The sequence below is a fragment of the Streptomyces diversicolor genome (genome assembly GCF_057537855.1).
The window spans coordinates 86310-98627 of the sequence record NZ_BAAJXA010000003.1; the positions used below are offsets into that span (position 1 = coordinate 86310).

8 protein-coding genes are annotated in these 12318 nt (G+C 70.8%); 7 read left to right on the forward strand and 1 reads right to left on the reverse strand.

The annotated features are described in order from the left end of the window. Nucleotides 1–84: 84 nt before the first annotated feature. From AC27LF_RS04130 to AC27LF_RS04155, 6 genes are all read left to right on the forward strand, one after another. Nucleotides 85–1593: a DUF4192 domain-containing protein gene (locus AC27LF_RS04130; protein WP_479657799.1), complete on the forward strand. Its 1509-nt coding sequence runs from the start codon at nucleotides 85–87 to the stop codon at nucleotides 1591–1593. 258 nt (nucleotides 1594–1851) lie between these two features. After that, nucleotides 1852–2610 carry an NUDIX hydrolase gene (locus AC27LF_RS04135; protein ID WP_479657798.1) on the forward strand — a complete coding sequence of 253 codons (759 nt, stop codon included), beginning with the start codon at nucleotides 1852–1854 and terminating at the stop codon, nucleotides 2608–2610. Nucleotides 2611–2768: 158 nt separating this feature from the next. Then, nucleotides 2769–4979, forward strand: coding sequence for an ATP-binding cassette domain-containing protein (locus AC27LF_RS04140; RefSeq protein WP_479657797.1), 2211 nt, complete (start codon nucleotides 2769–2771; stop codon nucleotides 4977–4979). Between the two features lie 163 nt (nucleotides 4980–5142). Beyond that, nucleotides 5143–6030, forward strand: coding sequence for a FadR/GntR family transcriptional regulator (locus AC27LF_RS04145; protein ID WP_479657796.1), 888 nt, complete (start codon nucleotides 5143–5145; stop codon nucleotides 6028–6030). 444 nt (nucleotides 6031–6474) lie between these two features. After that, nucleotides 6475–8019, forward strand: coding sequence for an RNA polymerase sigma factor (locus AC27LF_RS04150; RefSeq protein ID WP_479657795.1), 1545 nt, complete (start codon nucleotides 6475–6477; stop codon nucleotides 8017–8019). A 200-nt stretch (nucleotides 8020–8219) separates the two neighbouring features. Further along, a complete protein-coding gene (locus tag AC27LF_RS04155) occupies nucleotides 8220–9077 on the forward strand; it encodes a serine protease (RefSeq protein ID WP_479657794.1) in 858 nt (285 codons plus the stop codon). A gap of 108 nt (nucleotides 9078–9185) precedes the next feature. On the opposite strand, the gene AC27LF_RS04160 is transcribed toward AC27LF_RS04155, so the two are convergent. Further along, a complete protein-coding gene (locus AC27LF_RS04160) occupies nucleotides 9186–9416 on the reverse strand; it encodes a DUF7455 domain-containing protein (RefSeq protein ID WP_109495566.1) in 231 nt (76 codons plus the stop codon). 440 nt (nucleotides 9417–9856) lie between these two features. On the opposite strand from AC27LF_RS04160, the gene AC27LF_RS04165 reads away from it, so the two are divergent. Further along, on the forward strand, nucleotides 9857–11980 hold the full coding sequence (locus AC27LF_RS04165) for a DNA gyrase/topoisomerase IV subunit B (protein ID WP_479657793.1): 2124 nt from the start codon (nucleotides 9857–9859) through the stop codon (nucleotides 11978–11980). Nucleotides 11981–12318: the final 338 nt, after the last annotated feature.

The following is a 12318-nucleotide window of genomic DNA, read 5'->3' on the forward strand; positions in this document are numbered from 1 at the left end:
CCGACCGGCCGTGGTTGTCGTGACCCTGCCTCGACTTGTCCACAGGCCCGAGCGGAACTTCACGATCCGCGAGATCGTCGGCGCATGACGAATCACAGCGAATCGACCGGACCCACCGAAAACAGCGACGTCACGGAACAAAAGGAACTCGACCGCCGCGCCGCCCACGACGCGCAGGTCACCCTGCGCACCCCGGCCGAACTGGCCGACGCCCTGCCGTATCTGCTCGGATACCGCCCCGAGGACAGCATCGTGCTGGTGGCTCTCCACGACCGGGACGGACGCGGCCGATTCGGCGGCCGGGCAAGGCTCGGCATCCCCGCGAGCAGGGACGACTGGAGTTCGGCCGCCCGGCAACTGGCTCACGGCCTGGTGGCAGGCAGCGAACGCCGGGGATCCCGGCCCGCGCAGATCGTCGCCTACGTCTGCCAGGAACCGGCGAAGGGGGAGACCGGCCGCGAGGTCATGCAACGTCTTCAGCCGCTCGCCCAACTGCTGCGCACCGAATGCGGCGCCCTGGACGTACCCGTCATCGAGGCCGTGTGCATTTCGGACGGTCGTTTCTGGTCGTACTGCTGCCCGAACGTGGGCTGCTGCCCGGACGACGGAACACCCATGGGCCTGCCCGGCACCTCCGTGCTGGCCGCCGCCGCGACCTACGCCGGCCTCCAGGTCCGCGGCACGCTGCGCGAACTGCGGGCCCGGCTGCTGCCCTGGGAGACCTCCGCCGCGCTGGAACAGGAGATCGCCCTGGACACGGCGGGCGCCGCCCTGGTGCCACGGCTTCTCGACGACACGTCCCGCGCAGACGTGGCGGAGGAAACACTGAGCCTCGCCCAGCGCATGCTCACCAGGTTCGCGGCGGCGGCCCCGGTGCCCGGCACACTCCCGGCCGACCTGCGCGACGACGCACTGCTCAGCCACGACGAAGCCGCGCAGTTGATCCTCGGCCTCCAGGACCGCACCACCCGTGACCGGGCCGCCGCATGGATGGAGGGCGACGACGCCGGCCCCGCCCTGCGCCTGTGGCGCGCCCTGGCCCGCCGCTGCGTCGGACCGTACGGCGAACACGCCGCCGCGCCGCTCACCCTCGCGGGCTGGGTCGCCTGGTCCACCGGCGACGACCTGGAGGCCAGGGAAGCGCTGGCCATGGCCCTCGGCGCTGACCCCGACTACCTGTTCGCACGTCTGCTGCACCAGGCATGCAACGAGGGCCTGGATCCGGAGGCGGTCCGCCGCTGTCTGCGTGCCGATCGCGCCGATCGCGCGGAGGCACGGGCCGAAGCGAAAGAGACGACGGGCCGGAAGAAGACGGCACCGGCGGCAGGTGAGGACTGCTCGGAGCCCGGAGCGCGCCGTCGACGCCGCGTACGCGTCCGGGCAGGCGCCGACGGCGACGCCCGTCCGGTACGAGCGGAGGGACGCCGTTCGCGGCTCGCCCCCCGGCGCCCCTCCCGGGGCGAGGGCCCCACACGTCCCGGCGTGCCGGCCGCGGGCGGTACACGAGCGCGTGCTGTCGACAGGAACGACGCGGGACGCGCATCCGCGGGAGGCCCGCGGTCCGGTGGCGACGGCGCCGCGGACGACTCGTGAGCGGGCGCAGCGCGTACCTCTGGGAGAGAGCCCCGAGGAGGTCGCGGACCGCCGTGTTCCGTACGGGGCACCCGCCAAGGGTTCGCGTGATCGAGAAGTCGGCGGACGGCCGGCGACTGGGAGCGTGACCTCGCACGATGCCATTCGGACGAAGAAACGGAAACCGCTCACGCTTCCGGCACCGGATCCGAACGGATCGGCCGCGATGGGGTCGGCGAAGGGCGTGTTTATCGTCAGGCAGACGACTATGATCGCGGCATGCCCTACGACCCGTCAGCGTTCCCGCCCTTCGCCGTCACCGTGGACCTGGTCGTGCTGACCGTGCGCCGCCACGCCCTGTGCGCGCTGGCGGTGCGCAGGGGCGAGGCACCGTTCCAGGGGCGATGGGCGCTGCCCGGCGGCTTCGTCAGGGCCGACGAAGATCTTGCGCAGGCCGCGGCGCGCGAGTTGGCCGAAGAGACGGGTCTGCGCGCCCATGACCCGTCCGCCCCGGCCCAGGACAACGGCGCCCACCTCGAACAGCTCGCGACCTACGGCGATCCCAAGCGGGACCCGCGCATGCGTGTGGTCAGCGTCGCTCACCTGGCGCTCGCCCCCGACCTGCCTGCGCCCCGCGCGGGCGGCGACGCGAGCAACGCGCGCTGGGCTCCGGTGGAGGAACTGCTGCAGCAGGGCGGGTACGGCCGCGACGGCGAACCCCTGGCACCGCTCGCCTTCGATCACGCCCAGATCCTGGCAGACGGGGTGGAACGGGCCCGTTCCAAGATCGAGTACTCCTCCCTGGCGACCGCGTTCTGCACACCCGAGTTCACCGTCGGCGAGCTGCGCCGTGTCTACGAAGCGGTGTGGGGAGTGGCCCTCGACCCACGCAACTTCCACCGCAAGGTGACCGGAACCCCCGGATTCCTCGTCCCCGCCGGAGGTACGACCACACGCCAGGGCGGCCGTCCCGCCCAGCTCTTCCGGGCCGGCGGTGCCACGCTGCTCAACCCTCCGATGCTGCGCCCCGAGGTCTGAGCGGACAGCGCCGGACGGCGCGCGCAGGCCCCCCTTTCCGTACCTCGCACCGGCCCGGACCGGGGAACCGCCGCAAGAACACCAGGAGGAAGACCCCTAGTACTGGTCAGAGTGGGCGATACCCGAAAAAAAGGACTCGGCGCGCTATCTTGCTGCAGGTGATCCAGGCCTTCGGACTGACCAGCAACCCCCGTAAGGCGCACCCGCCCGCCGTCAACGATGTCTCCTTCGAGGCGCACGCGGGCCGTGTCACGGCACTCCTGGGTGCGCCCCGCGCCGGCAAGACAACGGCCCTCAGACTGATGCTCGAACTCCAACAGGGCCGGGGGATCACCCACTTCAGAGGGCGCCCGCTGCACCGGATCACCCACCCGTCGCGCGAGGTGGGCGTCCTCCTCGGCGACGTGCCCGGGCATCCGGCGCGCTCGGTGCGCGGGCATCTGCGCATGCTGTGCGCCGCGGCGGGGGTCCCGGCCCGGCGCGCTGACGAAGTTCTCGAAGTCGTCGGCCTCGTCAGTCTGCGGGAGGAGCGGCTGGGCACGCTCTCGCGCGGCATGGACCGCCGGCTCGGACTGGCCTGCGCCCTGCTGCCCGACCCGCACACCCTGGTGCTGGACGCCCCTGTGGAGGGGCTGTCCGTCCGTGAAGCCCGTTGGCTGCACGGCATGCTCAGGGCGCATGCGGCCCAGGGCGGCACGGTCCTGTTCACCACCGCCGACCCCAAGGAGGCGGCACGCAACGCGGACCGGGTCGTCACCCTGGAGCAGGGCAGACTCGTCGCCGACCAGGAGGCCGCGGAGTTCGCCCGCACACGGCTGCGTCCCCGCGTGGCGGTCCGCACCCCGCACGCCACCCGCCTCGCCGCCCTGCTCGCCAAGGAGGCCCGCACCGACCGGCGGTCCGTCGAGATCGTTCGGGAAGAGGGCAACCGTCTTTCCGTGTACGGCAGTACGACCGCGGACATCGGCGACGTCGCCTTCCGGCACGGCATCCTCGTCCACCAACTCGCGGACGAAGTGGGGGACATGGGACCAGGCGCCGGAGCACGCGCGCATGACGGCGAACACCCGGTCGACGGGTGGAAGACGTCGGGCGGGCCCAAGCCCGCGCACAAAACGCCGGCCGGCGGACAAGAACAGAGCCAAAGGAGGCCGGAAGGAGTCCGGCTGCGACCGGGCCGCGGTCTGTCCGTGCTGAGACGACAGCGGGCGGATCTTGAATCATCCCTGGTGACGGAGGGCCCAGACGATCCTGAGGCTCCACTCCCCATGGGCGCGCGCTCGACGGCGACCCCGCGTGACCTGCCCGGCACACCTCCCGCCGAGGACGCGCCCGCCCCCGCGGACGGCCGCCCCCTGGAATCCGACGACCGCGCGACCGGCGGCCCCGAACCGGCCGCACCCACGCCAGAGGCCGAGACCCCGGCCCCATCACCCGCTCAGACCCCGCAGGCCACACGCAGCTCACCCGGTGCCACGGTGCCGGCCACCGGCAGCGTACCCTCCGCTCGCCCCGGGGCCGGACCTTCGCATCGCGGCACCGGATCGCTCAGCCCCGGCGCCCCGGCCCCCCTCCCTCCCCCCCTCTCCGTCCGCCCCACCCCCAGCCCCCTCCACCCCCTGCGCTACGAACTGCGCCGCGCCACCGGGATCGGCACGGGATTCCTCACCTGCGGTGCCGTGCTCGTCGTCTCCGCGGTCACAGCCGTTCTGCTCGCCCGCATCGGTCACACCCCGCAGGCGCGCCTGTTCGCCGCATGGCCCCGGGAGGCGCCGCTGCCGCCCGCGGCGCTCGGAGCGGGACTGCTCGGCGCGCTGGCCTTCGGGGACGAGTTCCGCCACCCCGCCCTGGCGGCGGACCGCGGTTCGGTGCCCCGCCGGCTGGGCCTGCTCACCGCGAAACTGCTCGTCTCCGGGGCCACGGCGCTGATGCTGGCCTTCCTCACCGTGGGTTGCGACGCCGAAGTGCTCTATGTCGTCTACGGGCGGGAGCTCGCGGAAGTTCCCGCTGACTGGCTTGCGCTGAGTGCGAGTTGGTTCGGGCTGGTGGTCGGGTGCGCGTGGGCCGGGGTGCTGGCGGCGGGCGTCTTCCGGTCCACGACGGCCGGGCTCGCCGCGGTGCTGGCCGTACCGGTCGTGGTCGTCCCCGTCGTGCAGAAGATGGTGGGCGGTCCGGCCGTGCGGACCGCGGCGGGATTTCCGGTCCGGATGCGGGAGGTCTTCCTGCTCCAGTGGCCCTTCGGGGGAGAGCGGTACCTGGCCGTGGTGGCACGGGTGCTCGTCCAACCCGTGGGCGGCGCGCTGACGTTGTCGCTGACCGCCCTGCTCTGTGCGTATCTGCTCACGACGCTGCGCAGCAGGGTCCGATGACGACCGTCCGCGCGCTTCCGATCCGGCTGTGTGCACAACTCCCCCGGAGCGCGCCCATTTCTTTCCGATAAGGCGTCAATTGCGACGGGGTGAGCGATCACCCTTTCGTGTGCTTTTCACCAAAGACCTCAAGGCAGTTGGAGACAGCGCCGACAAAGGATCCGTGAGTACCCTTGCGCACACCATGATGACCGCCGCCCGCTCCACCGACTCAGGTCTGGTCGGACCGGGCGAACTCGACCGCTACCCCTACGCCGAGGGCCCCGCCGCCGACCGGCTCGGAACGCCCGCCTGGGAGGGCGCGGACCCCGACCTGGGCCGGGTGGGACGGCGCGCCGCGGGCAGCCGCGGCCGCGGCCTGCACGGCCAACTCGTCCAGCAGCTGGGCCAGATGATCGTTTCGGGCGACCTGGGCGCGGACCGCCCGCTCGTGCCCGAGGAGATCGGCCAACGCTTCGAGGTGTCCCGTACCGTCGTCCGCGAATCCCTCCGTGTCCTGGAGGCCAAGGGCCTGGTCAGCGCCCGCCCGAACGTCGGCACGCGTGTGCGTCCCGTCAGTGACTGGAACCTCCTGGACCCGGACATCATCGAATGGCGCGCGTTCGGTCCGCAGCGCGACGATCAGCGCCGCGAACTGAGTGAGCTGCGCTGGACGATCGAGCCGCTCGCCGCGCGCCTCGCCGCGGGGCACGGCCGTGAGGACGTCCAGCAGCGCCTCTCCGACATGGTGGAGATCATGAGCCACTCCATGGGGCAGGGCGACGCCCTCACCTTCTCCCGTGCCGACGCCGAGTTCCACACCCTGCTCATCCAGATCGCCGGCAACCGCATGCTGGAGCACCTGTCGGGCATCGTGTCGGCCGCGCTCCAGGTCTCCGGCGGCCCGGTCACCGGCTGTGACCGGCCGAACGACGCTTCCCTGGCCCAGCACGCGCGCATCGTCGACGCGCTCGGCACCGGTGACGGCGCCGCGGCCGAGGCGGCGATGCGTCAACTGCTCACCGTCCACCCCGAGGTGGAGCGTGTGGTGCCCGCGCCGCGCGAGCACTGACCGCGGACCGCGGGCGCTGCGGTCGCGGGCGCACCGCCCTGTGAGGACTGTGCCGGGCCCGGGAGCCGTCGCTCGCCGGACCCCGCCGGACCCCTCCGGGCCCTCCTCGGTCCGGAGGGGTTCGGTGGGGCTCGGCGACAGGGCGATGCGGTCCGACGACGGCGGCGCCGGTCGATGCCGCCGACAGCCACGTCTGACCGTGTCTGACCGTTTTTGGGCACTTACGGGGTGTGACTCGGGCCACGAAGATTGGGCGTAACGCTCGGGGGATCAGCGCGATGACCTAAGAGGTGACAGCCGCGGAGGGAATACGGACGCCATACAAGGCGCTGTGCCTCTCCCGGCACCCGCCCGCGCCGTCGGCCCATCCCCAGGCCGGTGGTCGGCTCCTGTCCGCCGTGGACGGGGCCGGAAGCCGTTTTCCAACGTTCCGAGAGGTTGTTCGTGTCGGCCAGCACATCCCGTACGCTCCCGCCGGAGATCGCCGAGTCCGTCTCTGTCATGGCGCTCATTGAGCGGGGAAAGGCTGAGGGGCAGATCGCCGGCGACGACGTGCGTCGGGCCTTCGAAGCTGACCAGATTCCGGCCACTCAGTGGAAGAACGTACTGCGCAGCCTCAACCAGATCCTTGAGGAAGAGGGTGTGACGCTGATGGTCAGTGCCGCGGAGCCCAAGCGCACCCGAAAGAGCGTCGCAGCGAAGAGTCCGGCCAAGCGCACCGCCACCAAGACGGTCGCGGCGAAGACGGTGACCACCAGGAAGGCCACCGCCACCACGCCCGCCCCGGCCGTGCCGGCTGAGCCCGTCGCCGTCGACCCGGCCGAGGAAGTCGCGCCCGCGAAGAAGGCAGCGGCCAAGAAGGCGACCGCCAAGAAGACGGTCGCCAAGAAGGCCGTGGCCAAGAAGACGGCGGCCAAGAAGACCACCGCCAAGAAGGACGACGTCGAGCTGCTCGAAGAAGAGGTGCTCGAAGACGCCAAGGGTGCGGCGGAGGAGCCCGAAGGCGCGGAGAGCGCCGGCTTTGTCCTGTCCGACGAGGACGAGGACGACGCGCCCGCGCAGCAGGTCGCCGCCGCCGGCGCCACCGCCGACCCGGTCAAGGACTACCTCAAGCAGATCGGCAAGGTCCCCCTGCTCAACGCCGAGCAGGAGGTCGAGCTGGCCAAGCGTATCGAGGCGGGCCTGTTCGCCGAGGACAAGCTGGCCAACGCCGACAAGCTGGCCCCCAAGCTCAAGCGCGAGCTGGAGATCATCGCCGAGGACGGCCGCCGCGCCAAGAACCACCTCCTGGAGGCCAACCTCCGTCTGGTGGTCTCCCTGGCCAAGCGTTACACCGGCCGCGGCATGCTGTTCCTGGACCTCATCCAGGAAGGCAACCTGGGCCTGATCCGCGCGGTCGAGAAGTTCGACTACACCAAGGGCTACAAGTTCTCCACGTACGCCACCTGGTGGATCCGGCAGGCGATCACCCGCGCCATGGCCGACCAGGCCCGCACCATCCGCATCCCGGTGCACATGGTCGAGGTCATCAACAAGCTCGCGCGCGTGCAGCGTCAGATGCTCCAGGACCTGGGCCGCGAGCCCACCCCGGAGGAGCTGGCCAAGGAACTCGACATGACCCCCGAGAAGGTCATCGAGGTCCAGAAGTACGGCCGCGAGCCCATCTCGCTGCACACCCCGCTGGGCGAGGACGGCGACAGCGAGTTCGGTGACCTCATCGAGGACTCCGAGGCCGTCGTCCCGGCCGACGCGGTCAGCTTCACGCTCCTGCAGGAGCAGCTGCACTCCGTCCTCGACACCCTGTCCGAGCGCGAGGCGGGGGTCGTCTCGATGCGCTTCGGTCTCACCGACGGTCAGCCGAAGACCCTCGACGAGATCGGCAAGGTGTACGGCGTGACGCGTGAGCGCATCCGCCAGATCGAGTCCAAGACGATGTCGAAGCTGCGCCACCCCTCGCGTTCGCAGGTCCTGCGAGACTACCTCGACTAGTCCCGCGACCACGTCGATCGGCCAACGATCGGCATCTGGTCGTACGAGGTCGGGTCGCGACCGGTCAAGGTCCGACCGCGGTGCCACGACATCGAAGGCCCGGTCCCCCGCAGTGGGGCGCCGCCGGGCCTTCGTGCTGCGGGTTGCCGTGCTCTGCATGACTCTGGGTGTCTCATAGGCACTCAGAGTGAGGAGCGTGCATGCGACGCCCTATCGCGCGAGCACTGATCCGGCCGCTGGTCCTGGCGGCCGCCGCGACCGCCATACCGCTGACTGCCGCGGCCCCCGGGGCCGCCGGCAGCGTTGTCGTCGGCGGCTTTCCCGTCGATGTCTCCCAGAGCCCCTGGACGGTCGCGCTGTCCAGCCGTGACCGGTTCGGGGGTACGCGGGCGGGGCAGTTCTGCGGTGGCGTGGCGATCGGCCGGACCACCGTGCTGACCGCGGCCCACTGCGTGACCGAGGACGTCCTCGGGACGCCGCCGAACGAGGCGCGCGACCTCAAGGTCATCACGGGTCGTACCGATCTCCTGTCGACCGAGGGAAAGGAGATCGCCGTACGCGAGGTCCGTATCAATCCGCGCTACGACGCGGCGACCAATGCCGGCGATTTCGCTGTGCTCACCCTCACCGCGTCCCTGCCGCAGAGCGACGTCATCGGCATGGCGGCAGCCGGAGACCCGGCCTACACGCCGGGCACGAGCGCCACGGTGTACGGCTGGGGCGACACGACGGGCGCCGGGGACTACCCGCGGCAGCTGCGGGCGGCACGCGTGCGCGTGCTGCCGGACGCCCAGTGCGAGCGAGCCTATCCCGGCGGCCCCGACGGAGCGTATCGTGCCCGATCCATGCTGTGCGCCGGAGAGACCCAGGGCGGCCCCGACGCCTGCCAGGGCGACAGCGGGGGGCCGCTGGTCGCCGAGGGGCGGCTCATCGGACTCGTGTCGTGGGGGAGCGGCTGCGGGCGGGCAGGGAGCCCCGGTGTGTACACCCGGGTCTCCGAAGTCGTCAGAACGGGCGCGGGCGGCGCCGGCGCGAGGACGCCGCACCAGGGCGTCTGAGGCCCTGGGCCGGTTGCTGAGGGACACGACGACGGGCGGCCGCTCCCAGAGGGGCGGCCGCCCGTTCACCGGCTCGTGCCGGGACTGGCTCGTCGTGGATGCGAGATCTCAGCGCTCTTCTTCGGAGGCGGATGCCGGAACGGACGTCAGCCGCTCCGTCTCGTCCTGTATCTCAGCGGCGATCTTCTTGAGTTCCGGCTCGAACTTGCGGCCGTGGTGGGCGCAGAAGAGCAGTTCTCCGCCGCTCAGCAGGACGACGCGCAGGTATGCCTGGGCGCCGCAGCGGTCGCAGCGATCGGCGGCCGTCAGCGGGCTCGCGGGGGTCAGAACAGTAGTCACGTCGCCTCTTCTCTAGCTCGACGAGCTGTCGTACCAGGGTCAACATCCAACCAGCCCGAAAACGTTCCCGCTCGTGGCTCTTCCTCGAAAAAATCTCTCCGGGGCGGCTGTCTGCTGCCGGTTGGCGGCGAATGTGCCGTATTGCGTGTCTATGTGTTTTACGGGTTCGCGCTGTCTATCGGGTTTCGGTCCCCCCGGCTGGCTTGCCGGTTGTGAATGAGGACGTGCCCGGAGCCTAAATGGTTCATGCCTCGAAGGGAACGTGATATGTACTTCACTCCATGGAGAGATCGAACACCCATACGACTGTGGACTAGTGTGAGTTCAGACGAGGGTGGCGTTACAACGGCTCTACCAGGGCTCGGTACCCTCTTGGCGGCGACCGAAGCCGCGCCCTTACCCAAAAGGGCTCACCTGAAATTCAGCGAGGAGCGAACCGCGTGACCGCCGACACGTCCGTGCCGTCCACTGCGCTGCTGGCAGGAGCAGACCGGGACGGCTCCAACTACACCGCGCGGCACCTGCTCGTCCTCGAAGGTCTTGAGGCCGTGCGCAAGCGTCCCGGTATGTACATCGGCTCGACCGACAGCCGCGGTCTGATGCACTGCCTGTGGGAGATCATCGACAACGCCGTGGACGAAGCCCTCGGCGGGTACTGCGACCACATCGAGGTGATCCTCCACGACGACGGCTCCGTGGAGGTGCGGGACAATGGCCGCGGCATCCCCGTGGACGTCGAGCCCAAGACCGGTCTGTCCGGCGTCGAGGTCGTCATGACCAAGCTGCACGCCGGCGGCAAGTTCGGCGGCGGCTCGTACGCGGCCTCCGGCGGTCTGCACGGCGTCGGCGCGTCCGTCGTCAACGCGCTGTCCGCCCGCCTCGACGTCGAGGTGGACCGCGGCGGCCACACCCACGCGATCAGCTTCCGGCGCGGCGTCCCGGGCGCGTTCGCGGCGAACGGCCCGAGTGCCAAGTTCGAGGCCAAGAGCGGCCTGCGCAAGACGAAGAAGATCCCCAAGACCCGCAACGGCACGCGCGTGCGGTACTGGGCCGACCGGCAGATCTTCCTCAAGGACGCCAAGCTCGCCCTGGAAACCCTGCACCAGCGGGCCCGGCAGACCGCTTTCCTGGTGCCCGGCCTGACCATCGTCGTACGCGACGAATTCGGACTCGGCGAGGGCGGCAGCAAGGGCGAGGAGTCCTTCCGCTTCGACGGCGGCATCAGCGAGTTCTGCGAGTACCTGGCCACCGACAAGCCGGTCTGTGACATCCTCCGCTTCTCCGGTCAGGGCACCTTCAAGGAAACCGTGCCCGTGCTGGACGAGCACGGTCAGATGACCCCGACGGAGGTCACCCGCGAGCTGGGCGTGGACGTCGCACTGCGCTGGGGGACCGGCTACGACACGACCCTGAGGTCGTTCGTCAACATCATCGCCACCCCCAAGGGCGGCACCCACGTCGCAGGCTTCGAGCAGGCCGTCACCAAGACGCTGAACGAGGTGCTGCGCGCCAAGAAGCTGCTGCGCGTCGCCGAGGACGATGTCGTCAAGGACGACGCCCTGGAAGGGCTGACCGCGGTCGTCACCGTGCGCCTGGCCGAGCCCCAGTTCGAGGGCCAGACCAAGGAAGTCCTCGGCACGTCCGCGGCCCGCCGCATCGTGAACAACGTGGTCTCCAAGGAACTCAAGGCGTTCCTGACCTCCACGAAGCGGGACGCCGCGGCGCAGGCCCGGGTGGTCCTGGAGAAGGCGGTCGCCGCCGCCCGTACGCGCATCGCGGCCCGTCAGCACAAGGACGCGCAGCGTCGCAAGACGGCCCTGGAGTCCTCGTCCCTGCCCGCCAAGCTCGCCGACTGCCGCAGCGACGACGTGGAGCGCAGCGAGCTGTTCATCGTCGAGGGAGACTCCGCGCTCGGCACCGCGAAGCTGGCCCGGAACTCCGAGTTCCAGGCGCTGCTCCCGATCCGCGGAAAGATCCTCAACGTCCAGAAGTCGTCCGTCACCGACATGCTGAAGAACGCCGAGTGCGGTGCGATCATCCAGGTCATAGGAGCGGGGTCGGGCCGGACCTTCGATCTCGACGCGGCCCGCTACGGCAAGATCATCATGATGACGGACGCCGACGTCGACGGCTCCCACATCCGCTGCCTGCTGCTGACGCTGTTCCAGCGGTACATGCGGCCCATGGTCGAGGCCGGCCGGGTGTTCGCGGCGGTGCCGCCGCTGCACCGCATCGAGCTGGTCCAGCCGAAGAAGGGCCAGGACAAGTACGTCTACACCTACTCGGACCGTGAGCTGCGCGACAAGCTCATGGAGTTCCAGAGCAAGGGCGTGCGGTACAAGGACTCCATCCAGCGCTACAAGGGTCTGGGCGAGATGGACGCCGACCAGCTGGCCGAGACGACGATGGACCCGCGCCACCGCACCTTGCGCCGGATCAACCTGTCCGACCTGGACGCCGCCGAGCAGGTCTTCGATCTGCTCATGGGCAACGAAGTCGCCCCCCGCAAGGAGTTCATCTCCAGCTCGGCGGCCACACTGGACCGCTCGCGGATCGACGCCTAGCGACCGCGCCGCGGCCCCCGCCGGGGCCGCGGCGGACCAGGCAGCGGTCGGCACGGGCCGGGCCTCGGCCGGGTACGGCCCTGGCGTCGGCCGCTTTTGCGCTTTCCGGGGTCCGGCACAGTGGACCCGTGGTCCCCGCCGGATCGCCGCGCCGCGGGCCGGGACACCTGGTTCGGGCAGGTCCACGCTCGGGTGCCGGCACGGTCGCCGGTACCCGCACACCGGCTCACCGTGTCACCGGACCGGACCGTCACAGTCGCCTGGGCCTGGGCCGGTGGCCGGTGCCCGCACGCGGACGACGGCGTCTCACCGGGCCGGGCTGTCCCGGGCGGCCGACG

What these genes read in the sequence shown, in the direction of transcription:
- AC27LF_RS04130 (WP_479657799.1), top strand. Translation starts at nt 85, where the DNA reads ATGACGAATCACAGCGAATCGACCGGACCCACCGAAAACAGCGACGTC.
- AC27LF_RS04135 (WP_479657798.1), top strand. Translation starts at nt 1,852, where the DNA reads ATGCCCTACGACCCGTCAGCGTTCCCGCCCTTCGCCGTCACCGTGGAC.
- AC27LF_RS04155 (WP_479657794.1), top strand. Translation starts at nt 8,220, where the DNA reads ATGCGACGCCCTATCGCGCGAGCACTGATCCGGCCGCTGGTCCTGGCG.